27 protein-coding genes are annotated in these 26,584 nt (G+C 61.8%); 9 read left to right on the forward strand and 18 right to left on the reverse strand.

Annotated features, from left to right (window positions below; translation table 11 throughout):
- Positions 1–29: 29 nt before the first annotated feature.
- Positions 30–869, forward strand: a complete 840-nt coding sequence (locus tag U367_RS0118035; protein WP_010206772.1) for an HlyC/CorC family transporter — start codon at positions 30–32, stop codon at positions 867–869.
- Between the two features lie 8 nt (positions 870–877).
- Positions 878–2,401, forward strand: a complete 1,524-nt coding sequence (lnt, locus tag U367_RS0118040; protein ID WP_028618064.1) for an apolipoprotein N-acyltransferase — start codon at positions 878–880, stop codon at positions 2,399–2,401.
- A 91-nt stretch (positions 2,402–2,492) separates the two neighbouring features.
- On the opposite strand, the gene U367_RS0118045 is transcribed toward lnt, so the two are convergent.
- Positions 2,493–3,254 carry a YdcF family protein gene (locus U367_RS0118045; RefSeq protein WP_028618065.1) on the reverse strand — a complete coding sequence of 254 codons (762 nt, stop codon included), beginning with the start codon at positions 3,252–3,254 and terminating at the stop codon, positions 2,493–2,495.
- A 114-nt stretch (positions 3,255–3,368) separates the two neighbouring features.
- Entirely contained in the window at positions 3,369–3,686 is a 318-nt protein-coding gene (locus U367_RS0118050) for a hypothetical protein (protein ID WP_028618066.1), read from the reverse strand.
- A gap of 261 nt (positions 3,687–3,947) precedes the next feature.
- Between U367_RS0118050 and leuS the strand changes: the two genes are divergently transcribed.
- From leuS to U367_RS0118080, 5 genes are all read left to right on the forward strand, one after another.
- Positions 3,948–6,554: a leucine--tRNA ligase gene (gene leuS / locus U367_RS0118060; protein WP_028618067.1), complete on the forward strand. Its 2,607-nt coding sequence runs from the start codon at positions 3,948–3,950 to the stop codon at positions 6,552–6,554.
- An 88-nt stretch (positions 6,555–6,642) separates the two neighbouring features.
- Positions 6,643–7,248 carry an LPS-assembly lipoprotein LptE gene (locus U367_RS0118065; RefSeq protein WP_028618068.1) on the forward strand — a complete coding sequence of 202 codons (606 nt, stop codon included), beginning with the start codon at positions 6,643–6,645 and terminating at the stop codon, positions 7,246–7,248.
- Positions 7,249–7,287: 39 nt separating this feature from the next.
- Complete coding sequence (holA, locus tag U367_RS0118070) at positions 7,288–8,325, forward strand: DNA polymerase III subunit delta (protein WP_016978592.1); 1,038 nt, start codon at positions 7,288–7,290, stop codon at positions 8,323–8,325.
- Positions 8,326–8,519: 194 nt separating this feature from the next.
- Positions 8,520–8,684, forward strand: coding sequence for an alternative ribosome rescue factor ArfA (gene arfA, locus U367_RS0118075; protein WP_003176285.1), 165 nt, complete (start codon positions 8,520–8,522; stop codon positions 8,682–8,684).
- Positions 8,685–8,745: 61 nt separating this feature from the next.
- Positions 8,746–10,071 carry a lytic murein transglycosylase gene (locus tag U367_RS0118080; protein ID WP_028618069.1) on the forward strand — a complete coding sequence of 442 codons (1,326 nt, stop codon included), beginning with the start codon at positions 8,746–8,748 and terminating at the stop codon, positions 10,069–10,071.
- A 130-nt stretch (positions 10,072–10,201) separates the two neighbouring features.
- Here U367_RS0118080 and U367_RS0118085 read toward each other — a convergent pair whose 3' ends face one another.
- From U367_RS0118085 to U367_RS0118145, 13 genes are all read right to left on the reverse strand, one after another.
- The gene (locus U367_RS0118085; protein ID WP_028618070.1) at positions 10,202–11,122 is read right to left on the reverse strand and encodes a S66 peptidase family protein; all 921 of its coding nucleotides are present in this window, start codon (positions 11,120–11,122) and stop codon (positions 10,202–10,204) included.
- 107 nt (positions 11,123–11,229) lie between these two features.
- Complete coding sequence (gene lipA, locus U367_RS0118090; protein WP_017735632.1) at positions 11,230–12,231, reverse strand: lipoyl synthase; 1,002 nt, start codon at positions 12,229–12,231, stop codon at positions 11,230–11,232.
- A gap of 26 nt (positions 12,232–12,257) precedes the next feature.
- Positions 12,258–12,905 (reverse strand): lipoyl(octanoyl) transferase LipB, encoded by a 648-nt coding sequence (gene lipB, locus U367_RS0118095; protein WP_028618071.1) that lies wholly within the window; start codon positions 12,903–12,905, stop codon positions 12,258–12,260.
- Positions 12,905–13,180, reverse strand: coding sequence for a DUF493 domain-containing protein (locus tag U367_RS0118100; RefSeq protein WP_015886061.1), 276 nt, complete (start codon positions 13,178–13,180; stop codon positions 12,905–12,907). Before U367_RS0118100 ends, lipB begins: the two co-directional genes overlap by 1 nt.
- Before the next feature lie 84 nt (positions 13,181–13,264).
- Positions 13,265–14,422, reverse strand: coding sequence for a D-alanyl-D-alanine carboxypeptidase family protein (locus U367_RS0118105; protein ID WP_027605239.1), 1,158 nt, complete (start codon positions 14,420–14,422; stop codon positions 13,265–13,267).
- A gap of 180 nt (positions 14,423–14,602) precedes the next feature.
- Positions 14,603–15,601, reverse strand: a complete 999-nt coding sequence (locus tag U367_RS0118110; protein ID WP_028618072.1) for a septal ring lytic transglycosylase RlpA family protein — start codon at positions 15,599–15,601, stop codon at positions 14,603–14,605.
- Positions 15,601–16,611, reverse strand: coding sequence for a lytic murein transglycosylase B (gene mltB, locus U367_RS0118115; RefSeq protein WP_010206788.1), 1,011 nt, complete (start codon positions 16,609–16,611; stop codon positions 15,601–15,603). Before mltB ends, U367_RS0118110 begins: the two co-directional genes overlap by 1 nt.
- 17 nt (positions 16,612–16,628) lie before the next feature.
- Positions 16,629–17,732, reverse strand: a complete 1,104-nt coding sequence (rodA, locus tag U367_RS0118120; protein ID WP_050587903.1) for a rod shape-determining protein RodA — start codon at positions 17,730–17,732, stop codon at positions 16,629–16,631.
- Between the two features lie 31 nt (positions 17,733–17,763).
- The gene (gene mrdA, locus U367_RS0118125; protein ID WP_028618074.1) at positions 17,764–19,662 is read right to left on the reverse strand and encodes a penicillin-binding protein 2; all 1,899 of its coding nucleotides are present in this window, start codon (positions 19,660–19,662) and stop codon (positions 17,764–17,766) included.
- A 15-nt stretch (positions 19,663–19,677) separates the two neighbouring features.
- The gene (gene rlmH, locus U367_RS0118130) at positions 19,678–20,145 is read right to left on the reverse strand and encodes a 23S rRNA (pseudouridine(1915)-N(3))-methyltransferase RlmH (protein WP_003176297.1); all 468 of its coding nucleotides are present in this window, start codon (positions 20,143–20,145) and stop codon (positions 19,678–19,680) included.
- 9 nt (positions 20,146–20,154) lie between these two features.
- A complete protein-coding gene (rsfS, locus tag U367_RS0118135) occupies positions 20,155–20,649 on the reverse strand; it encodes a ribosome silencing factor (protein WP_010206793.1) in 495 nt (164 codons plus the stop codon).
- 69 nt (positions 20,650–20,718) lie between these two features.
- Complete coding sequence (gene nadD, locus U367_RS0118140) at positions 20,719–21,363, reverse strand: nicotinate-nucleotide adenylyltransferase (RefSeq protein WP_028618075.1); 645 nt, start codon at positions 21,361–21,363, stop codon at positions 20,719–20,721.
- On the reverse strand, positions 21,363–22,628 hold the full coding sequence (locus U367_RS0118145) for a glutamate-5-semialdehyde dehydrogenase (RefSeq protein WP_028618076.1): 1,266 nt from the start codon (positions 22,626–22,628) through the stop codon (positions 21,363–21,365). Before U367_RS0118145 ends, nadD begins: the two co-directional genes overlap by 1 nt.
- Positions 22,629–22,803: 175 nt before the next feature.
- Between U367_RS0118145 and U367_RS0118150 the strand changes: the two genes are divergently transcribed.
- Positions 22,804–23,487 carry a DNA-3-methyladenine glycosylase gene (locus U367_RS0118150; RefSeq protein ID WP_028618077.1) on the forward strand — a complete coding sequence of 228 codons (684 nt, stop codon included), beginning with the start codon at positions 22,804–22,806 and terminating at the stop codon, positions 23,485–23,487.
- A 105-nt stretch (positions 23,488–23,592) separates the two neighbouring features.
- On the forward strand, positions 23,593–24,909 hold the full coding sequence (locus U367_RS0118155) for a bifunctional DedA family/phosphatase PAP2 family protein (protein ID WP_028618078.1): 1,317 nt from the start codon (positions 23,593–23,595) through the stop codon (positions 24,907–24,909).
- Here the strand turns inward: U367_RS0118155 and U367_RS0118160 are convergent.
- The 3 genes from U367_RS0118160 to U367_RS0118170 are packed head-to-tail and all read right to left on the reverse strand — an operon-like array spanning position 24,906 to position 26,584.
- Entirely contained in the window at positions 24,906–25,496 is a 591-nt protein-coding gene (locus U367_RS0118160) for an LON peptidase substrate-binding domain-containing protein (protein WP_028618079.1), read from the reverse strand. The genes U367_RS0118155 and U367_RS0118160 overlap by 4 nt on opposite strands.
- 21 nt (positions 25,497–25,517) lie before the next feature.
- Positions 25,518–26,234, reverse strand: coding sequence for an LrgB family protein (locus U367_RS0118165; protein WP_028618080.1), 717 nt, complete (start codon positions 26,232–26,234; stop codon positions 25,518–25,520).
- A complete protein-coding gene (locus tag U367_RS0118170; protein WP_028618081.1) occupies positions 26,231–26,584 on the reverse strand; it encodes a CidA/LrgA family protein in 354 nt (117 codons plus the stop codon). Before U367_RS0118170 ends, U367_RS0118165 begins: the two co-directional genes overlap by 4 nt.

Genomic DNA, 26,584 nt, shown 5'->3' on the forward strand with positions numbered 1-26,584 from the left:
GTAACAATAAAGGATTCAGAGTAATCGCTATGAGCGAAGACCGATCGAGCAACGGGCAGAAGTCATGGCTGGGTAAGCTGACCCAGGCTTTTGCCCACGAGCCGAAAAACCGCCAGGAGCTGCTTGAGCTGCTGCGCGAGGCCCATCAGAACAAGTTGCTGGACAGCGAAGCGCTGGCCATCGTCGAAGGCGCCATCCAGGTGGCTGACCTGCAAGTACGCGACATCATGGTCCCGCGCTCACAGATGATCAGCATCAAGGCGACCCAGACCCCACGGGAATTCCTCCCGGCCGTGATCGACTCGGCGCACTCGCGCTACCCGGTGATCGGTGAAAGCCATGACGACGTCATGGGCGTCCTGCTGGCCAAGGACCTGCTGCCGTTGATCCTCAAGGAGAACGGCGACAGCTTCAACATCAAGGACCTGCTGCGTCCGGCCACCTTCGTGCCCGAGTCCAAGCGCCTGAACGTGTTGCTGCGTGAATTCCGCGCCAACCACAATCACATGGCCATCGTGATCGACGAATACGGCGGCGTAGCTGGCCTGGTGACGATTGAAGACGTTTTGGAACAGATCGTCGGCGACATCGAAGACGAACACGACGTCGAAGAAGACAGCTACATCAAGCCGCTGCCCAGCGGTGACTTCCTGATCAAGGCGCTGACGCCGATCGAGAACTTCAATGAGTTCTTCGACAGCGAATTCTCCGATGACGAGTTCGATACCGTGGGCGGCCTGGTGATGAGTGCGTTTGGCCATCTGCCAAAACGTAACGAGACCACCGAGATCGGCGCGTATCGCTTCCGTATCCTGAATGCCGACAGCCGTCGCATCCATCTGATCCGCCTGACACCTATTGCCCGCTAAGGAATGACATGCAGCGCCTAACCCGCCCCGGCTGGCCCGGTAATTTGCTGGCCGTGGTGGCCGGCGCCATCACCACCCTGGCGCTGGCGCCGTTCGACCTGTGGCCGTTTGCGCTGGTCGCGGTCGGCTTGTTCTATGTCGGGCTGCGGGACCTGAGCCCGCGCCAGGCATTGGGCCGCGGTTGGTGTTTCGGCTTCGGCCTGTTCGGCGCCGGCACTAGCTGGATCTACTACAGCATCCACCACTTCGGCGGCGCTTCGGTGCTGCTGGCGGGTTTCCTGATGCTGCTGTTTACCGCCGCCATCGCGTGGTTCTTCGCCCTGCCCGCCTGGTTGTGGGCGCGCTGGTTGCGGCGCAATGAGGCGCCGTTGGCGGATGCGTTGACGTTTGCCGCCTTGTGGGTGGGCCAGGAAGCATTTCGCGGCTGGTTCCTCACTGGTTTCCCGTGGCTGTACTCCGGCTACAGCCAGCTTGACGGCCCGCTGACGGGCTTGGCCCCAGTGGGCGGCATGTGGCTGATCTCCTTTGCCCTGGCACTGACAGCAGCGCTGCTGTGCAACCTGCCGCGTCTGCTGGCTGGCAAGCGCAACGCATTTATCGGCGCAGGCCTGGTGTTGCTGGTCGCGCCCTGGGCCATCGGCCTGGCGCTCAAGCATCACACCTGGACCAGCCCCTCCGGTGCGCCACTGACCGTGGCCGCCATCCAGGGCAACGTCGAACAAAGCATGAAATGGGACCCGGAGCAGCTCAACGCACAGCTCGCGCTGTACCGCGACATGAGCTTCACCTCCAAGCCCGTCGACCTGCTGGTGTGGCCGGAAACCGCTGTGCCGGTGCTCAAAGAGTCTGTCGAAGGCTACCTGGGCATGATGGGCAAGTTCGCCGCCGACCGGCACACCGCGCTGATCACCGGCGTGCCAATCCGCCAGGAAGTGCATCACCAGAAGCGCTACTTCAACGGCATCACCGTGGTTGGCGAAGGCGACGGCACCTACCTCAAGCAGAAGCTGGTGCCCTTTGGCGAGTACGTGCCGCTGCAGGACATGCTGCGCGGCCTGATTGCGTTCTTTGATCTGCCAATGTCGGACTTCGCACGCGGACCGTCCGACCAGGCGATGCTACAGGCCAAGGGCTATCAGATTGCGCCGTTCATCTGCTACGAAGTGGTGTACCCGGAGTTCGCCGCAGGCCTGTCGGCGCAGAGCGATTTGCTGCTGACCATCAGCAACGACACCTGGTTCGGCCGCTCCATCGGCCCGTTGCAGCACCTGCAAATGGCGCAGATGCGTGCACTGGAAGCCGGTCGCTGGATGATCCGCGCCACCAACAATGGCGTGACCGGCCTGATCAACCCGTTTGGGCAGATCACCGCGCAGATCCCGCAATTCGAACGCGGCATCCTCTACGGCGAAGTGGTGCCGATGCACAACCTCACGCCGTACCTGCAATGGCGCTCATGGCCGTTGATCATTGTGTGCCTGGGGCTGTTTGGCTGGGCGCTGCTCGCGGGCCGGATGTCCAAAACCGTCTAACGCCTGTAGGAGCTGGCTTGCCAGCGATGGCGTCCTCAAAGTGAACACATGTCTCAAGGGACTCATCGCTGGCAAGCCGGCTCCTACATGTTCAGCGGTAGAACAAACGGTAACCTATCTGCCCCGCCGCTTCGTTGATCAACTGCCCGCTGCGCCACACCGCTACGAACTCCGGCATCCACCCGCCCAGTGGCCGTGCGTTGTCCACGCCCAGAAAACCCACGGGCGCCGGCACCACGGTAAAGCCCGCTCTCTCAAAGCTCCACACCGAACGCGGCATGTGCCAGGCCTGGGTCACCACCACGACGCGCTTGATACCCTCGGGCAGCAGAATTTCGGCACTCATCTGCGCATTTTCCCAAGTGGTACGGCTGCGCTCTTCCTTCCAGCGCACCGCTACGCCGAAGTCATCCTGCATCGACACTGCCATCAACTCCGCTTCGCTGGGCGGTGTGCCGTAATGCAGGCCGCCGCTGGTCAGCACCGGCAAGCCGGAAGCCTTGGCCAATCGTGCGGCGTAGCGCTGGCGCTCCAGGCCGATCCCGGTGGGCTGGTCGGTGCCCCAGGCCGGGTCACCGCGCTCACGTCCGGAGCCCAATATCACTATCGCGTCGGCGCGCTGGGCCAGCGTCGACCAGTCTTCCCGGGGCAATGCCGGTTCGGTTTCCAGGGCCCGTGCGCCCCGCTCCACCACAACCGGCAGGCTGATCAACCACAGCCCCCCAAAACCCAGGGCAAAGCAGCACGCGGCCAAGCGCGGGCGGCTGCGACGAAACCACCAGGCAAGTGCCAACAGCAGCAAGAGAATGCCGGGCGGCAGGAGCAGTTGTTTGATGAAATAACGAATAGGCATCGGGCATCTCCATAGATGCCCGAAGCCTAAGGTGTAACGGGGTTTAGCGACAATCTTTACGGTGACATGCTTTACAGTGAAACGGCGTGGTGAAGCCGTCCAAGGGGCAGTGAATTACTTGTAGCGGGCGGACCGGAGCCTTTCCGGGCCACGACCGGCCGACAAGTCCTTGAGCCACACCACTTTGGCTGAGTGCGCAGGCTCCTTGATTGGCGGGGTTGCCACCAGAGGAGGCGCACTGCGCCCATTCCTTTCCAGATATACCTTGATCAGTTCCAGCTCCGCGCAACTAAGACCGCGCAGTTCCAACTCCACAGGCCGTTCATCACGCAATCGGCCTGCTGTCCTCGCTGCATCCAATGCACGACCCAAGCGGTCGATCAGTCCTTCGTAGACATCCGGTTTCGATACGATTCTTTGCGATTCAACCATCCCCTCACCTCATTGAAGAAAGACTTGCTCCCCAATAAACAGCGTAGTCCTCGTGGCTGCGCGCGCCTGGCGCCGCGACAGACGGCCCTGCCTGCGCAATCAGGGTTTCCCTCGATAGAGTGGGGTCATGTATGCTACGGCGCTTCCTGTAACTCCACTTCCCGCAGGGTTTGGGCACGGACGCGCCGCTTTTTGGTGTCGATCAACCTGAACGTTGCACCGAAGAGGATTAGGCCACCCCTATTCAGTTCAAAAGTAGCCATGCACGAACAATATCAGCCCCGTGAAATAGAAAATGCCGCCCAAACCTTCTGGGACGAGCAAAAGTCCTTTGAAGTCAGTGAACAGCCAGGCAAGGAGACTTTCTATTGCCTATCGATGTTCCCTTACCCCAGCGGCAAGCTACACATGGGGCACGTGCGTAACTACACCATCGGCGACGTGATTTCCCGCTACCAGCGCATGCAAGGCAAGAACGTCCTGCAACCCATGGGTTGGGACGCCTTCGGCATGCCGGCGGAAAACGCCGCGATGAAAAACAACGTAGCCCCCGCCAAGTGGACCTACGAAAACATCGCCTACATGAAGACCCAACTGCGCAGCCTGGGCCTCGCGGTGGACTGGTCCCGCGAAGTGACCACCTGCAAGCCGGACTACTACCGCTGGGAACAATGGCTGTTCACGCGCCTGTTCGAAAAAGGTGTGATCTACAAGAAGAGCGGCACCGTGAACTGGGATCCGTTGGACCAGACCGTACTGGCCAACGAGCAAGTGATCGACGGTCGCGGCTGGCGCTCCGGCGCGCTGATCGAAAAGCGCGAAATCCCGATGTACTACTTCAAGATCACCGCCTACGCGGATGAGCTCTTGTCGAGCCTCGACGATTTGCCGGGCTGGCCTGAACAGGTCAAGACCATGCAGCGCAACTGGATCGGCAAATCCAAGGGCATGGAAGTGCAGTTCCCGTACAACGTCGATTCGATCGGCGAAGCGGGCGCACTCAAAGTCTTCACTACCCGTCCGGACACTTTAATGGGAGCGACCTACGTCGCTGTGGCCGCCGAGCACCCGCTGGCCACCCAGGCCGCACAGAACAATCCTGAACTGCAGGCGTTCATCGCTGAATGCAAAGGCGGCAGCGTGGCTGAAGCCGACGTCGCCACCCAGGAGAAAAAAGGTCTGCCGACCGGCCTGTTCGTCGAACACCCCCTGACCGGCGAGAAGCTGCCGGTGTGGGTCGCCAACTACGTGCTGATGCACTACGGCGATGGCGCCGTAATGGCAGTGCCGGCTCACGACGAGCGCGATTTCGAATTCGCCACCAAGTACAGCCTGCCGATCAAATCCGTTGTGCGCACCAGCTCGGGCGATACCAACCCGGCCCCGTGGCAAGACGCCTATGGCGAGCACGGTGAGCTGATCAATTCCGGCGAGTTTGATGGCCTGGACTTCCAAGGCGCCTTCGACGCCATCGAAGTCGCCTTGATCAAGAAAAACCTCGGCGCCTCGCGCACCCAGTTCCGCCTGCGCGACTGGGGCATCAGCCGCCAGCGCTACTGGGGCTGCCCGATCCCGATCATCCACTGCGAAAGCTGTGGCGACGTGCCAGTACCGGAAGACCAACTGCCAGTCGTCCTGCCGGAAGACGTGGTGCCGGACGGCGCCGGTTCGCCCTTGGCGCGCATGCCCGAGTTCTACGAATGCAGCTGCCCGAAATGCGGCCAGCCTGCCAAGCGTGAAACCGACACCATGGACACCTTTGTCGAGTCCTCGTGGTACTACGCCCGCTACGCCTCGCCGCACTATGAGGGCGGCCTGGTAGAAAAATCCGCGGCTGACCACTGGCTGCCGGTGGACCAGTACATCGGCGGTATCGAACACGCCATCCTTCACCTGCTGTACGCGCGCTTCTTCCACAAGCTGATGCGTGATGAAGGCCTGGTGAGCTCCGATGAGCCGTTCAAGAACCTGCTGACCCAGGGCATGGTGGTCGCCGAGACTTACTATCGCCGTGAAGCCAACGGTGCCTACACCTGGTTCAACCCGGCTGACGTGGAGCTTGAGCGCGACAGCAAAGCCAAGGTCATCAGCGCCAAGCTGATCGCCGACGGCCTGCCGGTGGAAATCGGTGGCACCGAGAAGATGGCCAAGTCGAAGAACAACGGCGTTGACCCACAGTCGATGATCGATCAGTTCGGCGCAGACACCTGCCGCCTGTTCATGATGTTCGCCTCGCCGCCTGACATGAGCGCCGAATGGTCCGACTCCGGCGTCGAAGGCTCGCACCGCTTCCTCAAGCGCGTCTGGCGCTTGGCGCACGCCCACATCAGCCTGGGCCTGCCGGGCAAGCTGGACGTGGCCGCCTTGAGCGACGAGCAGAAACTGATTCGCCGCAGCACCCACCTGGCCATCAAGCAAGCCAGCCAGGACGTGGGCCAAAACCACAAGTTCAACACCGCCATCGCCCAGGTGATGACGCTGATGAACGTGCTGGAAAAAGCGCCACAAGCCACCGAACAGGATCGCGCACTGGTACAGGAAGGCCTGGAAACGGTCACCCTGCTGCTGGCACCGATCACGCCGCACATCAGCCACGACCTGTGGAACCGCCTGGGCCACAGCGACGCCGTCATCGATGCGCGCTGGCCGGTGCAGGATGACAGCGCCCTGGTACAGGACACGCTGCAACTGGTAATCCAGGTCAACGGTAAACTGCGTGGCCAGATCGACATGCCGGCCACGGCCAGCCGCGAAGACGTCGAGGCTGCTGCCCGCGTCAACGAGAACGTGCTGCGCTTTACCGAAGGCCTGACGATCCGCAAAGTGATCGTGGTGCCTGGCAAACTGGTCAATATCGTCGCTAGCTAATCGGATCGGGCGCAGGGTTCTAACCCTGCGCCGAACAAAGCCTTCAGGGCCTCGATAAGGCCCACATGGTTTCAAGGGGAGCAACAAAATGATCAAACGCAATTTGCTGGTGATGGGCCTTGCCGTGCTGCTGAGCGCTTGCGGCTTCCAGCTGCGCGGCACCGGCACCAACGACCTGGCGATCAAGGAACTGGACGTCAGCGCCCGCAATGCCTACGGCGAAACCGTGACGCAGTTGCGCCAGGTTCTGGAAAACAGCGGCGTGCACGTCTATACCGGCGCGACGTACAAACTGTTCCTGGTAGACGAGAGAGAAACCCAGCGTAACCTGAGCTACGCCAGCGCCGGGCGTGCATCCGACGTCGAGCTGAGCACCGAATTGAGCTTTCAAATCCAGGGTCGCGACCATCTGCCGTTGATGGGTGACAAGATCCAGGTCCAGAAGGTCGTGAGCCACGATGGCAACAACCTGGTGGGCTCGGACTCGGAAATCGTCCAGGTGCGCAAGGAAATGCGTCGCGAGCTGGTTCAGCGCATGATCCTGCGTCTGCAACTGCTGACGCCGGTGCAATTGGAAGCCCTGCAGCAACAAGCTGACAACAAGGCCAAGGCCGATGCTGACGCGCTGAAAGCCGCCAAAGAGTACGAAGACAACACACCGAAACAATCGCCTGTTGAAGTTCCTGTCGAGTAAGCCAGACGGGGCGCCCCAAGCGCCCCGTTCGCCCTGCCTATGAAACTTGCTCCCGCCCAACTCGCCAAACACCTGCAAGGTGGCCTTGCGCCTGTCTACATCGTCAGCGGTGATGACCCGCTGCTGTGCCAGGAAGCCGCCGACGCCATCCGCACGGCTGCACGTCAGCAAGGCTTCGACGAACGCCAGGTCTTCAGCGCCGACGCCAGCTTCGACTGGGGCACGCTGCTGCAAGCTGGCGCGAGCATGTCGCTGTTTGCCGAGAAACGCTTGCTGGAGCTGCGCCTGCCTTCGGGCAAGCCGGGCGACAAAGGTGCCGCCGCCCTGATGGAGTACTGCTCGCGACCGGCCGAAGACACGGTGCTGTTGATCAGCCTGCCCAAGCTCGACGGCAGCGCGCAGAAAACCAAATGGGGCAAGGCCCTGGTGGAAGGGGCGCAAACCCAGTTCATCCAGATCTGGCCAGTGGACAGCAACCAGTTGCCGCAATGGATACGCCAGCGCCTGTCCCAATCGGGGCTGTCGGCGACCCAGGACGCAGTGGAGCTGATCGCGGCTCGGGTCGAAGGCAACTTGCTGGCCGCCGCCCAAGAGATCGAAAAGCTCAAGCTGATGGCCGAAGACGGGCAGATTACCGTCGAGACCGTCCAGGGCGCCGTGGCGGATAGTGCGCGCTTTGATGTGTTCGGGCTGGTGGATGCGATCCTCAATGGCGAACCCGCCCACGCCCTGCGCATGCTCGAAGGCCTGCGCGGTGAAGGCGTGGAGCCTCCGGTGATTCTCTGGGCCCTGGCCAGGGAACTGCGCGTACTGGCCAATATTGCCCTGCAATACAGCCAGGGCACGCCGTTGGACAAGGCCTTCAGCCAAGCCCGACCGCCGGTTTGGGACAAGCGCAAACCGCTGATGAGCAAAGCGCTGCAACGGCACTCTGCACAACGCTGGGCGCAGCTCTTGCTGGAAGCGCAGCGCATCGACGCACAGATCAAAGGCCAGGCGGCCGGTTCGCCGTGGATGAGCCTGAGCCGTTTGTCGCTGCTGATGGCCGGCCAGCGCCTGACCCTTCCCGCCGAGTAACCACCGCTCTCTGTAGGAGCCGGCTTGGCGGCGATGGGGCCGTTGACGGTAACGGTGATCCCAAGACCGCCATCGCCGGCAAGCCGGCTCCTACAGGTGATGTGTGACCTTCCTACCTATCGCCGGGCTTTACAGCAGTCCAACATCGGCAGATGATTTGCACCGCTCCATCCCACCTATCGAGAGTAACGACCATGAGCAAAAAGCCATCCAAGCATGGCCCCAACAAGGCCAAATCCATCATCGCCCAGCCACTGTTCCGCAGCCGTCAGGAACGCGCCGGCAAGGGCAAAGGCAGCTACCGCCGCGAAGCCTTCCAGTCTAATAGCTGGGAGGCTTCTTACTTTCTGGCTGCCTGAAGGCAAGCGCCCCTCCGACATGATAAGGTCTGCACCTGATTTGTAATCCCTGGACCTGTGCATGCCCTCTAGTCTTTCCCGTCGTTGGCACCTTCGCCAATTGATCGCTGCCTCCAGCCTCATTCTGCTCGTCGCCTGCGCGGAAAAACCCACTGCCGCCGACGCTCAACCCCTGCCCAAGCTCCAGACCGCCCCTGTGGTAGCGCCCGCTGTTGTGGCCCCGCTGGCGGTGGATAATCTGGACATCCAGCCGACCCAGACCTTTGCCGAATGGCAGGCTGGCTTCCGTGTGCAAGCCCTGCAGGCCGGCATCACCGCCGCTGTATTCGATAACGCCTTCGCCAATGTCACCCCCGACATGGCAGTGATCCGTGCCGACCGCAGCCAGCCGGAGTTTTCCCGCCCGGTGTGGGAATACCTCGACGGCGCCCTCTCGCCGCTGCGCGTGCGTAACGGCCAGGCGCTGCTGATCAAGTACGCCGATACCCTGCAAAGCATCGAACAACGTTATGGCGTTGACCGCCAGGCGCTGGTATCGGTATGGGGCATGGAGAGCAACTTCGGCCAGTTCCAAGGCAATAACTCGGTGATCCGTTCCCTGGCGACCCTCGCTTACGAAGGGCGTCGCCCGGCATTCGCCCAGGCGCAATTGCTGGCCGCGTTGCAAATCATCCAGCACGGCGATATCCAGGCCGACCAGATGAAAGGCTCCTGGGCCGGCGCCATGGGCCAGACCCAATTTATCCCGACCACCTACAACACCCACGCCGTGGACTTCGACGGCGACGGTCGCCGCGATATCTGGAACAGCCCGGCTGACGCCCTCGCCTCCACCGCGCACTACCTGCAGAGCTCCGGCTGGCAGAAAGGCCAGCCATGGGGCTTTGAGGTGAAACAACTGCCGGCGAACTTCGATTACGCGCTGGCCGATGGTGGCATCCGCAAAACCGTTGCCGAGTGGATGAAACTCGGTATTCAGCTGCCCTTTGGCGCGAGCATGCCGCCGAACGTCGACCAACTGTCCGCCGCTCTGCTACTGCCCGCAGGTTATCGTGGCCCGGCGTTCCTGGTGCTGGATAACTTCCGTGCGATCCTCAAGTACAACAACTCGTCGTCCTACGCCTTGGCGGTCGGCCTGTTGTCGGAACGTTTCGGTGGTGGTGGTGTGATTCGTGGCGATTGGCCGAAGGATGAGCGGCCATTGAGCCGCTCGCAGCGTATCGACCTGCAGACGGCCTTGAGTGCCAATGGCTATGACGCGGGCAACCCGGATGGGATTATCGGCGCCAATACGCGCAAGGCGATTCGTGCGGCGCAGCAGGCGCTGGGCTGGCCGGCGGATGGGTATCCGACGGTGAAGTTGCTGGAGTCGCTGCAGAACCGTTAGATCGGCTTATGGCTGCTACCGCTTTCGCGAGCAAGCCCGCTCCCACATTTGACCGAGTACATACATTTGGAATGCGGTTGAATGTGGGAACGGGCTTGCTCGCGAAGGCGGTTTAACGGGCGACAACAGGCTACGGCTTTAACACTACATCCTGCTCCAACACCAACTGCTGCTCCCCCGCATCCAGCCGTACCAACGCACCCATCGGCAGCGTCAGGTTCGGATCGCAATGCCCACTGCGCCAGCCGGACAGCACCGGAATGCGCAACGGTTCGAAGGTCTGCTTGAGCAGGCGCTCCAGCGCGGCACTGTCCACACCCGCCACATCCCCGACCAGCACACCGGCCACCTGCGCCAGCTTGCCCGCCAGGCGCAGGTGCGTCAGCAGTCGGTCAATGCGGTAGATCGGCTCGTTGACGTCTTCGATCAGCAGGATGATGCCTTCGGCGTCGATCTCAAAAGGCGTGCCCATGACTGCCGCGATCATCGACAGGTTGCCACCCAGCAGACGCCCGCAGGCGATACCCGGTTCGATAGTGGTCAGCGGGTAGGCTGCGGGGTGCGCCAGTACGCTGCCAGCACCCAACTGGCCACGAAGCATGCTGAACAATGAAGACTCGGTAGGTGGCTGCGTGTCCCCCAACAGGTCGGCGTTGAGCATCGGACCGTGGAAGGTCACGAAACCGGCGTAGCGACTGATGGCCAGGTGCAACGCGGTGATGTCGCTGTAGCCTACGAATGGCTTGGGGTTGGCGCGCAGCAGGCCGAAGTCCAGGCTATCGAGCAGGCGTGGCGTGCCGTAGCCGCCGCGCAGGCAGAAGATGGCGTCGATGTCAGGGTTGGCAAAGGCGTTGTGCAGGTCGTTGAGGCGGGTTTTATCGCTGCCGGCGAGGTAGCCGTCGCGTTCATAGACGCCGGGGAAGATTCGCAGGTCGTAGCCGCGAGTGCGCATCCACTGGCCGGCTTTTTCGACGTCCAGGGTGGCGGGGCCGGCGGGGGCGATCAAGGCGATGGTGCCTTCGCTGCGAAGGGCAGGTACTGCAGCGGTCAGTTGAGTCATCCGTGGTTCTCATCAGTTGATGGGGCCGCTTCGCAGCCCAGCGCGGGGCAGCCCGCTCACCACAGCAAGCCCCTCCCACATTGAGGCTGCGGCGCGACTTAAGAAACCAGGCTTGCCTTGACCAGCTTGGCCTGCTCGTCCGCGTGGTACGAGGAACGTACCAGCGGGCCCGACGCCACGTTCTTGAAGCCCATCTTGTAACCTTCCTCGGCGAACCAGGCGAAGGTGTCCGGGTGCACGAAACGCTGCACCGGCAAGTGGCTGCGGGACGGTTGCAGGTACTGGCCCAGGGTCAGCATGTCGATGTCGTGTTCGCGCATGCGCTTCATGACTTCGATGACTTCTTCGTCAGTCTCGCCCAGGCCCAGCATCAGGCCGGATTTGGTCGGGATGTGCGGCATCATCTGCTTGAATTTCTGCAGCAGGGTCAGCGACCACTGGTAGTCCGAACCCGGACGCGCAGCCTTGTACAGGCGCGGCACGGTCTCCAGGTTGTGGTTGAACACATCAGGCGGCTCGGCGGCGGTGATTTCCAGCGCCACGTCCATGCGGCCACGGTAGTCCGGGACCAGGGTTTCGAGCATCACGTTTGGCGACAGTTTGCGGATTTCGCGGATGCAGTCGGCAAAGTGCTGGGCACCGCCGTCGCGCAGGTCGTCGCGGTCTACCGAGGTGATCACCACGTACTTGAGGCGCAGGTCGGCGATGGCGATGGCCAGGCTTTCCGGCTCGTTGACGTCCAATGGCTTCGGACGGCCGTGGCCGACGTCGCAGAACGGGCAACGACGGGTGCAGATGTCACCCATGATCATGAAGGTGGCGGTGCCGCCGGAGAAGCATTCGCCCAGGTTCGGGCAGGACGCTTCTTCGCACACGCTGTGCAGCTTGTGTTTGCGCAGCAGGGCCTTGATACGGTCGACTTCCGGCGAAACCGGGATGCGCACGCGGATCCAGTCAGGTTTCTTCGGCAGTTCGGTGGTCGGAATGATCTTCACCGGGATGCGTGCAACCTTCTCGGCGCCGCGCAGCTTGACGCCGGCTTCCACCTTGGCACGCGGGGCCGGGGCCGGACGGTCGGTAACGTCCACCGTCGGGATCATGGTTTGCACTGCATCAGTAGTCATAATCAGTCGATTCCGCCCGTAAGGGTCGTCTGCTCAGCATAGTCGAGGTGTTTGACGAGCTGCGCACGCAGCCGGGCACTCACCTCGGCAAATTTAATCGGTGAAGCATGGTCACTCAGTTGCGTCATCGCCAACCCGGCATAGCCACACGGGTTGATCCGCCGGAACGGGGCCAGGTCCATGTCCACATTCAGGGCCAGGCCATGAAAGGAACAGCCGTGGCGAATCCGCAGCCCCAGGGAGGCGATTTTCGCGCCGTCGACATACACACCTGGTGCATCGGGCTTGGCCGCGGCGGTCACGCCGTAACTGGCCAACAGCTCGATCAGGCATGTCTCCATGCGGCTGACCAGGTCGCGTACACCAAACCCCAGCTTGCGCACATCCAGCAACAGGTATGCGACAAGTTGACCCGGGCCATGGTAAGTCACTTGGCCACCTCGGTCGACCTGCACAACCGGAATATCACCCGGCAGCAACAGATGCTCGGCCTTGCCGGCCTGGCCCTGGGTGAAGACCGGCGGGTGCTCCACCAGCCAGATTTCATCGGGGGCCGAGGTGCCGCGTTCATTGGTGAACCGCTGCATGGCGTGCCAGACGGGCTCGTAGTCCATCCGGCCGAGCTCGCGAAAGCCCAGGACTTGAGACATCACAGCACCATGTGCACGAAGCCGGTGGCCCGCAGTTCGCTGTTGATGTTGTAGAGCTGGTCTTGATCGGTCGCAACGATGTGCAACTGGATCGTGGTGTATTTGCCGGTTGAGCTTGAGCGCTCATCCACGCGCTGATCGTTGATCGTTGCGTGTTTGCGCACGATCTCGAGGATTAGGTCTTTACGGCCGACACCGGTATCGCTGATCACCTTGATGGGATAGTCCACCACCGGAAATTCGATCTTTGGCGCCTTTACTTCTTTATCGGTCATGGCAGAACGGCCTCGTAAGCGGTAAGCCGTGGCGACGGCAAAGCCCCGCGTCGGATCAACGCGGGGCTTTGCAGGTGCACACAATCAGTTGAACAAGCCGTAGAAGAATAGACGGATGCTATCCCACACGCGGCGGAAGATACCACCTTCGTCGACGGCGTCCAGTGCGATCAGGTCGGCGCTGTGCACCACCTTGTCGTCCAGTTTCACTTCGACCTTGCCAATCACGTCACCCTTGGCGATTGGAGCAACCAATTGCGGGTTCATGGTCATGCTGGCAGCGAGCTTTTTCAGCTGGCCTTTAGGCATGGTCAGGGTCAGATCTTCAGCCAGGCCGGCCTTGACTTGGGAGGTTGCGCCTTTCCACACCGGCGCGGTCGCCAGTTCAGCACCCTTCTGGTAGAAGGTCTGGGTTTCGAAGAAGCGGAAACCGTAGGTCAGCAGTTTCTGCGTTTCGGCCGCACGGGCCTGCTCGCTGTTGGTGCCGAAGACCACGGCGATCAGGCGTTGGCCATCACGTACGGCGGACGACACCATGCAGTAGCCGGCTTCGTCGGTGTGGCCGGTTTTCAGGCCATCGACGGTCTTGTCACGCCACAGCAACAGGTTGCGGTTAGGCTGCTTGATGTTGTTCCAGAAGAACTCTTTCTGGGAGTAGATCGCGTAGTGCACCGGGTCGACACGGATGATCGCGCGCGCCAGGATCGCCATGTCGTGAGCCGACGAGTAGTGCTCTGGGTTCGGCAGACCGGTCGGGTTCATGAAGTGGCTGTTGGTCATGCCCAGGTCGGCCACGGTTTTGTTCATCATGTCGGCGAATGCGTCTTCGCTACCGGCGATGTGCTCGGCCAGGGCGACGCTGGCGTCGTTACCCGACTGAATGATGATGCCGTGCAGCAGGTCGCTCACGGTGACTTGCGAGCCGACCTTGATGAACATCCGCGAACCGCCGGTGCGCCAGGCGTTTTCGCTGACAGTAACCGGGTCGTTCTCGCCGATCTGGCCGCGACGGATTTCCAGGGTCGCGATGTAGGCAGTCATCAGTTTGGTCAGGCTGGCCGGCGGCAGGCGCTGGTCACCGTTGCTCTCGACCAGCACGTTGCCACTGGCGGCATCCATGAGGACCCAGGACTTGGCGGCCAGTTGCGGGGAAGCCGGCACCATTTCAACGGCCCAGGCGGCCGGGGTGATGATCAGCGAAAGAAGCAGGCACGTGCGTTTGGCTAAGGTGGTGATGTTCATCCGTCTCTCGAAATTGCTTATGGAAACTTGCCCTCGCGGGCAAAACTTATTCAGACAGCCCGTTGCCAGACTGTCGCGTGTTCGGTTGCCCGCTCACCCCTTGCCCCTGGGTTTTTATTGTCTAACGAGCCAACAACCAGGGTTCGAGCCCGCGCACGAGCCTGAACCATCAATTCTCTATTATTCAGCAGTGACGACGCTGGGTTGCCCCAGGTTGGCCATGCGCACACTGTTCTGAACGTGTGCCACTTCGCTCGGCGAGCCGATCGGGCCCATGCGTACACGGTGCAAGGTTTGCTGGTTACGCACGATGGAGCTGATGAACACCGGCGCGTTGACCATGCCACTGAGCTTGGACCTTAACAGTTCTGCCGCATCCGGGTTGGCGAAAGCGCCGACCTGCAGGTATTGCCCGCCAGCCATGGACGCACCAGGCGCCGCATGGGGCACGACTACCGTATCAGGCGCGTGCTGTGCCGGCGGCGGCGTCCACTGCTCGATCTTGCCGGTGGAAGCAGTCACTTGCGGCTGTTGGGTTTGCGGCTCATTGAGCATCAGCGGTGCCGGCTTGCCACGCTGGGCCCAGTACTGCGCCGGGTCGATGCCTTCGACCTTCACGCGCGCAGTGCCGGTTTCGGCGTAACCGAGTTTCTTCGCGGCGGCGTAGGACAAGTCGATGATGCGGTCCGAGTAGAACGGGCCACGGTCGTTCACGCGCAGGATCACTGTGCGATTGTTGTCCAGGTTGGTCACGCGTACATAGCTGGGCAGCGGCAAGGTCTTGTGCGCCGCGCTCATGCCGTACAGGTCATACACTTCGCCGTTGGCGGTGTTCTGGCCATGGAACTTGGTGCCGTACCAGGACGCCGTACCCGATTGCACGTAGGTCTTGGACTCCTGCAACGGGAAGTAGCTTTTGCCCAGCACGGTGTAGGGGTTGGCCTTGTACGGACCGGTGTGCAGGGTCGGCGTAGCATCCGGGATCTTCGACACGTCGACGTCCCACCACGGCGCGCCGTCTTTGTGCGCGCGGTTGATATCCAGACCCGGCTGGGAACGGACAACCGCGCCCCCGGACTTCGGCGCCGGGCCACGGCTGGTGGAGCAACTGACGACCAGCAGGGACAACGCGGCGAACGCCACCAGCTTGAGCGGTTGATTGAACGGCGATGCCCGCATTACTTGTTGCCCCGTGCTTGGACCAGCATGTCTGACAGCTGATGCACGGCCATGGCGTACATCACACTGCGGTTATAACGCGTGATTGCGTAGAAATTCTTCAGGCCCATCCAGTATTCCGGGCCGTTTTCGCCTTCAAGGCGGAACGCCGTGACCGGCATATCATCCGGCAGCGCATTCTGACTCGACCAGCCCAGCGCCCGCAACTCCCCGACCGTCTTGGCCGGCTCGATGCCCTGGGTCAGGCCTTCATCGGCGCGGTCACCGGTGACATCGGCGCGGATCACCACCGGCTCGCCGGCTACCCAGCCGTGGCGCTTGAAGTAGCTGGCCACGCTGCCGATGGCATCGTCGGGGTTGCTCCAGATGTTGATATGCCCGTCGCCGTCAAAATCCACCGCATAGGCGCGGAAGCTGCTCGGCATGAACTGGGGCAAGCCCATCGCACCGGCGTAGGAGCCTTTGAGTGTCAGCGGGTCAACCTGTTCTTCACGGGCCAGCAGCAGGAATTCGCGCAGTTCCTTGCGGAAGAAGTCAGCGCGCGGCGGGTAATCGAAGCCCAGGGTCGACAAGGCGTCGATCACCCGGTAGCTGCCGGTATTGCGCCCGTAGAAGGTTTCGATGCCAATGATCGAGACAATCACCTGGGCCGGTACACCGTACTCCTGCTCGGCGCGGGCCAGTACGGCCTCGTGCTGGCGCCAGAAATCCACACCCCGCGCCACACGGGCGTCCGTCAGGAACATCGGGCGGTATTCCTTCCACTGCTTCACACGTTCGGCAGGGCGGGAGATGGCGTCGAGGATCGCCTGCTTTTTCTGGGCTTCGCGGAACACGCCCATCAGTTGTTCACCGGCGAAACCATAGTCGCGGGTCATTTCACCGACAAACTCGGCGACCTGGGGTGAACCATCGTAGTCACCGGCCTGCGCCTCTTGCGTTGCGCCCAGCAGGCCAATCAGGCCCATCCAGGACGCGTGCCGAGTCGCCCAGCCGCGCATTACTTGCATTGACATCTTCACCTTATTCAAACCTGCGCGATCCATTTGCGATGCGTATGAATCGACATCAAAACCCCAAACGCTGACAGCAATGTCACCAGCGAAGTTCCGCCGTAGCTAATGAACGGCAACGGCACCCCAACCACCGGCAACAGGCCACTGACCATACCGATGTTGACGAAAACGTAAACAAAAAAAGTCATGGTCAAGGCACCGGCCAGCAATTTGCCGAACAGTGTCTGCGCCTGGGCGGTGATCACCAGGCCGCGACCAATCAACAGCAAATAGATCAGCAACAGCGCGCAAATGCCCACCAGGCCGAACTCTTCGCCCATTACTGCAATGATGAAGTCGGTATGGCTTTCCGGCAAAAAGTCCAAATGCGACTGGGTACCCAGTAACCAACCCTTACCAAATACTCCACCGGAGCCGATGGCGGCCTTCGATTGGATGATGTTCCAGCCGGTGCCCAGCGGGTCGCTTTCCGGGTCGAGAAAGGTGAGGATCCGCTGCTTCTGGTAGTCGTGCATAAAGAAGAACCACATGGCGATGGCCACGGGTACGGCGGCGGCCAGTACGCTGAGGATCCAGCGCCAGCGCAATCCGCCCATGAACAGCACGAACGCACCGCCCGCCAGGATCAGCAGCGAGGTGCCGAGGTCGGGCTGGCGCACGATCAGGATGAAGGGTACACCGATCAGGATCAGGCTGATCCCCACGTGCTTGAGCTGCGGCGGCAAGGTGCGCTTGGACAAGTACCAGGCGATGGTCGCCGGCATCAGGATCTTCATGAATTCCGACGGTTGGAAGCGAATCACCCCCGGAATGTTGATCCAGCGGGTCGCGCCCATGGCGTTGTGGCCCATTACGTCCACCACCACCAAAAGCAACACGCCTGCCACATAGCCGAGTGGCACCCAACGGGCCATGAAGCGCGGCTCAAGCTGAGCGATTACCACCATCGACAACAAGCCCAGGCCGAACGACGAGGCCTGCTTGATCAGCAGGTCCCAGTTCTTGCCGCTGGCCGAATACAGGACAAACAGGCTGCCCGCCGCGAGGGTCAGCAGCAGGATCAGCAACGGGCCATCAATGTGCATGCGCTGCAGCAACGTCGCACGGCGACGCATCACATCCTCACTGGAGAGGATGCGGTCAAAATTACTCTTCACGGGCCGTAACCTCGGTGCTTGAAGGGGGGCCGCCATATTCGGGCTTGAGCCTGCCGTCGTCGGCCAACAGCCAGGCGTCCATCACTTGACGCACCACGGGCGCCGCGACGCCGGAGCCGGACTCGCCGTTCTCGACCATAACCGCTACCACGATTTTCGGGTCGTCCGCCGGGGCGAAGCCGACAAACAAGGCGTGGTCTCGGTGGCGTTCCTGAACCTTGGTGCGGTCGTATTTCTCGCCCTGCTTGATCGCCACGACCTGGGCCGTACCGCTCTTGCCGGCGATGCGGTATTGAGCGCCAATCGCGGCCTTGCGCGCAGTACCACGGGCGCCGTGCATCACTTGCTGCATGCCATGGTTGACCTTGGTCCAGTCGGACGGGTCGCGCAGCACGATGTCCGGGATCGGGTTTTCGTCCAAAGGCTTCTCGCCCTCGATGGTCTTGGCCAGGTGTGGACGGTTCCAGATGCCTTTGTTGGCTACCAGTGCCGTGGCCTGGGCCAATTGCAGCGGCGTGGCTTGCATATAGCCCTGGCCGATACCGAGAATCAGGGTTTCACCCGGGAACCACGCCTGGCGGCGGGTGGCGCGCTTCCATTCGCGCGACGGCATCAGGCCAGGTGACTCTTCGAACATGTCCAGGGAGACTTTCTGACCGAGGCCGAATTTGCCCATGTAGGCAGAGAGGCGGTCGATCCCTAGCTTGTGCGCCAGGTCGTAAAAATAGGTGTCGTTGGAGCGCATGATCGCGGTGTCCAAGTCGACATAGCCGTCACCGGTGCGGTTCCAGTTACGGTATTTATGATCGTAGTTGGGCAGCATGTAGTAGCCGGGGTCATAGACTCGACTGGAGGCCGTCACCACACCCGCGTCCAACCCCGCAATCGCCACCGCCGGCTTGATCGTCGATCCCGGCGGATACAGGCCGCGAAGCACGCGGTTGAACAGTGGCCGGTCGATGGAATCGCGCAATTCGGCGTAGGCCTTGAAGCTGATGCCGGTCACGAACAGGTTGGGGTCAAAGCTCGGCTGACTGACCATCGCCAGCACTTCGCCCGTCTTCGGGTCCAGGGCAACCACCGCGCCACGACGACCGCCCAGGGCCATCTCGGCAGCTTCCTGCAGCTTGATGTCCAGGCTCAGCACGATGTCTTTGCCCGGCACCGGGTCGGTACGCTTGAGCACCCGTAGCACGCGGCCACGGGCGTTGGTCTCGACTTCTTCGTAACCCACCTGGCCGTGCAACTCCGGCTCGTAGAAACGCTCGATGCCGGTCTTGCCGATATGGTGGGTGCCGCTGTAATTGACCGGATCGAGGGTCTTCAGCTCTTTCTCGTTGATCCGCCCCATGTAGCCGACAGAGTGGGCAAAGTGCGGCCCTTGCGGGTAATGCCGCACCAACTGCGCCACCACTTCCACACCCGGCAGACGGAACTGGTTCACCGCGATCCGCGCGATCTGTTCTTCGGTCAGCTCGAACAGGATGGGCACCGGCTCGAACGGCCGGCGCCCCTGTTTCATGCGTTTTTCGAAGATCACCCGGTCTTCCGGCGTCAGCTGCAGCACCTCGACGATCACATCGAGGATCTGCTGCCAGTCGCCGGACCGCTCGCGGGTCATGCTCAGGCTGAAGCTGGGCCGGTTATCCGCCACCACCACGCCATTGCGGTCGAAAATCAGCCCACGGGTTGGCGGAATCGGTTGCACATGCACCCGGTTGTTTTCCGACAAGGTGGAGTGATAGTCGTACTGGATCACCTGCAGGTAATACAGGCGCGCGATCAGCACGCCCAACAACGCCACCACCATGATTGCGCCAAACACCACGCGAGCGCGTACAAGACGTGCGTCTTTCTCGTGGTCCTTGATGCGGATCGGCTGGGTCATCGGGAGAGGCGCAGATTATTTGTGGTAAGGGTGCCCGGACAGAACTGTCCAGGCGCGATACAGCTGTTCACCGATCAGAATCCGTACCAACGGGTGCGGCAACGTCAGCGCCGACAACGACCAACGCTGATCTGCTCGCGCACAGACTTCCGGCGCCAGCCCTTCGGGGCCGCCGACCATGAAGTTGACCGTACGCGAATCCAGGCGCCAGCGATCCAGTTCCACCGCCAACTGCTCGGTGCTCCAGGGTTTGCCGTGCACTTCAAGGGTGACGATGCGCTCGTTGGGGCCGACCTTGGCCAACATGGCTTCGCCTTCCTGACGGATGAAGCGCGCCACATCGGCATTCTTGCCCCGGGTGTTAAGCGGTATTTCCACCAGCTCAAGCGACAGCTCAGCGGGCAGACGCTTGGCATACTCGTGCCAGCCTTCTTCCACCCACTTGGGCATGCGTGAACCGACAGCGATCAGACGCAGGCGCACAGCCGTTCCTTATTCCTGGTCTTTGTTCAGCTTGTCGAAGTGCGCGTGGCCCACTTCCGGGCTGTGGTGCTTGCCATCGGCGGCACGGCTCTGCTCGGCGCCTTTCCACAGACGCTCCAGGTCGTAGAACTGGCGGGCGTTGGAGGTCATCATGTGAACGATCACGTCGTCCATGTCCAGCAGCACCCAGTCGCTGTCGCCCTTGCCTTCTTCACCCAATGGCTTCACGCCCTGGGCTTTGACGGCTTCGCGGACCTTGTCCAGCATCGCGCCGATCTGGCGGTTCGAGGTACCGGTGGCGATGATCATGTAGTCGGTGATGCTCTGCTTGTCGCGCACGTCAAGCACCTGGATGTCCTGGGCTTTAACGTCTTCCAGGGCGGCCACGGCGACTTTTACCAGCTCTTCGCCGGCCAGCTCAGGGCCGGTGTGGGCTTCTACTGGCAACGGAGCGCTTTTGAAGGTGCCTTTGCGCTTAACTTTGCTTACGTCTTTGTTCGTCATATAAAACTCGTTTTGCTCGTATGTTCGGGCGCTCGCTGCACATTGATTCGTGCGTTCAAGCGCGCCTTTTCAGTTCGACGCACGGTAAAGCCCGTGCGCATCGATGTAGGCCAGGACCGCGTCAGGCACCAGGAAACGTACCGACTTACCGCTGGCCAGCAGTTGACGGATCTGGGTGGCGGACACCGCAAGCGGGGTCTGCCAGACGAATGCAATATTCCCGTTCGGCCCGGTCAGGGCCAAGGGGTCACTTACCGACCGCGCGGCCAGCAGGTTGCGCAAGGCATCCGGCGGTTCGCTGTCGGCATCCGGGCGTTGCAAAACCAGGATGTGGCAATGCTGGAGGAGTTCCTCCCAGCGGTGCCAAGAGGGCAGGCCGCAAAATGCGTCCCAGCCCAAAAGCAGAAACAACTGGTCATCCGCGGCCAACTCGGCGCGCATCAGTTCCAGGGTGTCAACAGTGTAGGACGGTTTATCGCGCTTGAGCTCGCGGTCGTCCACCACCAACGGCGATATGCCCTGCACCGCCAGGCGCACCATTTCCAGGCGCTGCTGCGGTGACACTTGCGGCGTATCGCGATGGGGCGGCCGAGCGTTGGGCATCACACGCAACTCGTCCAGCGCAAGGGCATCCGCGACTTCCAGGGCACTGCGCAAATGGCCGATGTGCACGGGGTCGAAAGTACCGCCGAGCAGCCCGATGCGTTTACCCATCAAGTGCGCACATGACCGTCGCCGAACACCACGTACTTCTCGCTGGTCAGGCCTTCCAGACCAACCGGGCCGCGTGCGTGCAGCTTGTCGGTAGAGATACCGATCTCCGCCCCCAGGCCGTACTCGAAGCCGTCGGCAAAACGCGTCGAGGCGTTGATCATCACCGAAGCGGAATCCACTTCGTTGAGGAAACGCCGGGCATCGCTGAAATGCTCGGAAACAATGGCGTCAGTGTGCTTGGAGCCGTAGGTGTTGATGTGTTCGATGGCTTCGTCCAGGTCGTCGACCAGCTTGATCGACAGGATCGGCGCCGTGTATTCGGTGTACCAGTCCAGCTCGGTCGCCTCAATTACGTCCGCGCCCAACAGCGCACGGGTGCGCTCACAACCGCGCAGCTCAACACCTTTGTCACGGTAGATGGCAGCCAGCGGCGGCAGCACGCGCTCGGCAATGCCGACGTGCACCAGCAGGGTTTCCATGGTGTTGCATGGGGCGTAGCGGTGGGTCTTGGCGTTGTCGGCGATGCGGATCGCCTTGTCAATGTCGGCGGCGATGTCGATGTAGACATGGCACACGCCATCCAGGTGCTTGATCACCGGCACCTTGGCGTCGCGACTGACGCGCTCGATCAGGCTCTTGCCACCGCGTGGCACGATCACGTCGACGAATTCCGGCATGGTGATCAGCGCGCCCACGGCGGCGCGGTCGGTGGTTTCTACCACCTGCACCACTTCGGCGGGCAACTCGGCCACGGCCAGGCCCTGCTGGATGCACGCGGCGATGGCACGGTTGGAATTGATCGCCTCGGAACCGCCACGCAGGATGGTGGCATTGCCAGACTTGAGGCACAGGCTCGCGGCGTCGATGGTCACGTTCGGGCGCGACTCGTAAATGATGCCGATCACGCCCAAGGGCACGCGCATCTTGCCGACCTGGATGCCGGACGGCAGGTAACGCATATCGCGGATTTCACCGATGGGGTCAGGCAGCTTGGCTACCTGACGCAGGCCTTCGATCATGTCGTCGATACGTGCCGGGGTCAGCGCCAGGCGGTCCAGCAGGGCCGGTTCCAGGCCATTGGCGCGGCCGCTGGCCAGGTCTTGCTCGTTGGCGGCGGTGAGCTCGGAGCGCGAAGCATCCAGAGCGTCGGCGGCGGCCAGCAGGGCGCGGTTCTTCTGCGCGGTGCTCGCACGGGCGATCAACCGCGAGGCCTGACGGGCAGCGCGACCCAGGCGGGTCATGTAGTCAAGAACGGACTCAGTCATGGTCAGGGAGTCTTGGCAGGGAGGAAAGCGGCAGATTATAGCTGTGACGCCGCCCGACTGACAGCGGTGAGGGGCGGATGGTCGAAATGAACTGTAAAAACCTGGGGTTCAGCGGTAATTAAGGTGGGAGTTGTTATGATTCCGTCACATTTAGCCGTATTTACCCCTGACTGCCATGCCCAGCTCATCGCCTCAACTCCCCGCAAGCGCCCTGCCCGATAGCTTTTTCGACCGTGACGCACAAACGCTCGCGCGAGATTTGCTCGGAAAAGTCATACGCCATCGCGTGGGAAAAATCTGGCTTTCGGCGCGAATTATTGAAACCGAAGCCTATTACGTGGCCGAAAAAGGCAGTCACGCTTCATTGGGCTACACAGAAAAACGTAAGGCTTTGTTTCTGGACGGCGGCCATATCTACATGTACTACGCCCGTGGCGGCGATTCCCTGAACTTTAGCGCCCATGGACCGGGCAATGCCGTGTTGATCAAATCGGCCTATCCGTGGGTCGATGAATTATCCGGCCCGGCGAGCCTTGCGCAGATGCTGCTGAACAACCCGAATGCCGACGGCAGCCCGCGCGCTTCGCAAAAGCTGTGCGCTGGCCAGACACTATTGTGCAAAGCCTTGGGGCTGAAGGTGCCGATGTGGGACGCCAAGCGCTTCGATCAGGAACTGCTCTACGTTGAAGACGTCGGCCAGACCCCGACCCAGATTATCCAGACCACGCGCCTGGGCATCCCCAGCGGCCGTGATGAACACCTGATGTACCGCTTCGTCGATGCTGGCTACGCGCCTTATTGCACGCGGAACCCGCTGCGCCGCGGCCAGGTCGAAGGCCGCGACTACTTTTTGACTTAACACGACCTGTAGGAGTCCGGCTTGCCGGCGATAGCGATCTCAAGGTCGCCATCGTCGGCAAGCCGGACTCCTACAAGGTGCACGAACCTGGATGGAGGGGATTGTATGGGCCAATGGCTCGATAGCATTACCGGCTGGTTGACCCTGAACCCCGAATGGCTGGCGGTCGCGGTGTTTATCGTCGCGTGCGTGGAGTGCCTGGCCATCGCCGGGTTGATCGTGCCGGGCACGGTGTTGTTGTTTGCCATTGCCGCCCTCGCCGGCAGCGGTGCGTTGTCACTCAGTGAAACCCTGTTGCTGGGTTTCCTCGGCGGTCTACTGGGTGATGCGGTTTCCTACTTCCTGGGCCGACATTTCCATCAGAACATCCGGCGCTTGCCCGGCTTACGTCACCACCCTGAATGGATGAACGGCGCCGAGACCTACTTCCACAAGTACGGCATCGCCAGCCTGTTGGTCGGCCGCTTCATCGGCCCGCTGCGGCCCATGCTGCCGATGGTGGCCGGGATGTGCGACATGCCCTTCCCGCGCTTTGCGATTGTCAGCATCGTCGCGGCCGCAGGCTGGTCGGTGGCGTATCTGCTGCCAGGCTGGGCAACCGGCGCGGCTTTCCGTCTGCCTTTGCCCGAAGGTTTCTGGCCCGAAGCGGCAGTAGTTGCGGGATGCCTTGCGGTATTGATTGGACTGAGCCTGAACAGCAGCTTGCGCGGCCATCGTCGCGCCACCTTGTGGATTGGCTGTGCCAGCCTGGTGCTGTTGATTGCGTTGTTTATTGGCTACCACTCGCTGGACAACTTCGACAAAGGCCTCAGCGCCCTGGTGCAGGAACACCGCAGCCCCTGGCTGGACGAGGTGATGGTACGCATCACCCAACTGGGCGAATTCAAGAAGATGTTCTTCGCCAGTGCCGTGTTCACCGGTCTCTTGCTACTGGCGCGACAATGGCGCCATGCCGTGTTTGTCGGCGCAACGCTGGCCGGGGCTGCGGTGATCAACACGGGGACCAAGCTGTTTTTCGCGCGAGGCCGCCCGGAAATTCTGACAGACCCATTGACCAGTTTCAGCATGCCCAGCGGCCATGCGTCCGGGGCGTTCGCGTTTTTCCTGGCCCTGGCGATCCTGGCCGGTCGCGGGCAACCCGTGCGGTTGCGCCTGACCTGGATGTTGCTGGGCTGCATTCCCGCCGCGTTCATTGCGCTGTCGCGGGTTTACCTAGGTGCCCATTGGCCCACGGACATCCTGGCTGGCACACTGCTGGCGATGACGGTGTGCGCGTTCAGCCTGGGCGTCAGCCAGTACCGAAGCCCGCTGCCGGCCATGTCGCAAAAAACCTGGTGGCTGTTGCTGCCGGCGCTGGTCGCGGTGCTGAGTTTCATCGCGCTCACCGGCACGCCCCACGCCCTGCTGCGCTACGCCTATTAAGTGAACAGTTCGCCCTGCAGCTCGTCGAGGAGCATCTGGATCGCATCCAGGCGCTGCTGCGGGTCATCAAGTTGCAGCAGGTCGATCTTGTCGGCCTCGGTAAAGGGCAGCAGATACGCCAACTGATTGCCCAAGGCTTGCTGCCCGTCGGCGTGGGCGTCCATGTCCAGCGAGGCCACCATCGGGTGCTCGGCCAACGCTTGGAGCAGCGCCAGCAGGTCGGCGTCTTCCTCTTCCAAGGGTTGATCCGGCAGTTCTTCGAGCCATTGCACCTCGGCCACCAGCAACTGATTTTTCTGCACGCCAGCGTCCCGCACGCGGAAGCGGCGCCCGCCCTCGACACGAATCCCCAACAAGCCATTGTCTTGTTGTTTGAAGTCACGGATCAGCGCTTCACAGCCGATCAATGCGTAGCCGTCGGGTGCCGTGCCCACCTCCTGGCCGTCAAGAATGCACACCACGCCGAAGCTTTCGCCCTTTTTCATGCAACGCGCGACCATGTCCAGGTAGCGCGCCTCGAACAGTTGCAGGTCGAGGGTGCAGCCAGGGAACAGCACGGTATTGAGCGGGAACAGCGCCAGACTCATAAAGGTTTCCTTAAACCCGATTTAAACGATCATCGACACGGCCAGCGGCAGGAATACCGCCGTGGCCACGCCCATCAGACTCATCGCCAGCGCTGCAAAGGCGCCGCATTCTTCGCTTTCCTGCAGGGCCACCGAGGTGCCCACCGCGTGGGCCGTCATGCCCAGCGCCATGCCGCGCGCCTCGGGGCTGTGCACACCCAGGCGGGACAAATACGCCGGACCGATCATCGCGCCGATCACGCCGGTGATCAGCACAAATACCGCCGCCAGCGCCGCCACGCCGCCAATCTGTTCAGCCACCAGCATGGCGATCGGCGACGTCACCGACTTGGGGGCCATGGTCATCAGCATCATGTGTTCGGCGCCAAACCACCAACCCAGCAGCACACACAGGCCGGTGGCCAACACCCCACCTATCACCAGCGTAGTAAAAATCGGCCAGAACAATTGGCGAATGCGCCGCAGGTTCAGGTAAAGCGGCACCGCCAGGGCCACCGTCGCCGGGCCGAGCAGGATGCCCATGATCTCGGTGCTCTTGCGGTACTCGGCGTAGCTCAGGCCACAGCTGATCAGCACGCCGATCACCAGCAGCATGGACACCAGCACCGGTTGCAGGAAGATCCAGCGGGTTTTCTCAAACCCTGCCAGTACCAGCTGATAAGCGCCGAGGGTGATGCCGATGCCGAACAACGGGTGATGAATCACCGCCGTCCACGCGCCCTGCCAGTCGAAGATCATTGATCCTTCTCCTTGCGCTTGACCATCTGCTGCATCAACACACCGACGAGGCCCATGGCGATCACCAGCGACAGCACTAGCGCGCCAACAATGGCCCAGAAATCCGCGGCAATGTCCTTGGCATACACCATCACCCCCACCGCCGGCGGCACCAGCAGCAACGGCAAGTAACGCAATAGACTGCTGGCGGCCAGGCTCAAGGGCTCGCCGACTTCGCCCTTCCAGATCAGGAAACCCAGCATCAGCAGCAAGCCGATGATCGGCCCCGGCAGCACCGGCAACAGCAAATGATTGATCGCCGTGCCGATCAGTTGAAACAGCACCAGCCAGGTCAGGCCACGTAACAGCAT

This window comes from Pseudomonas canadensis (genome assembly GCF_000503215.1).
Lineage (GTDB): Bacteria > Pseudomonadota > Gammaproteobacteria > Pseudomonadales > Pseudomonadaceae > Aquipseudomonas > Aquipseudomonas canadensis.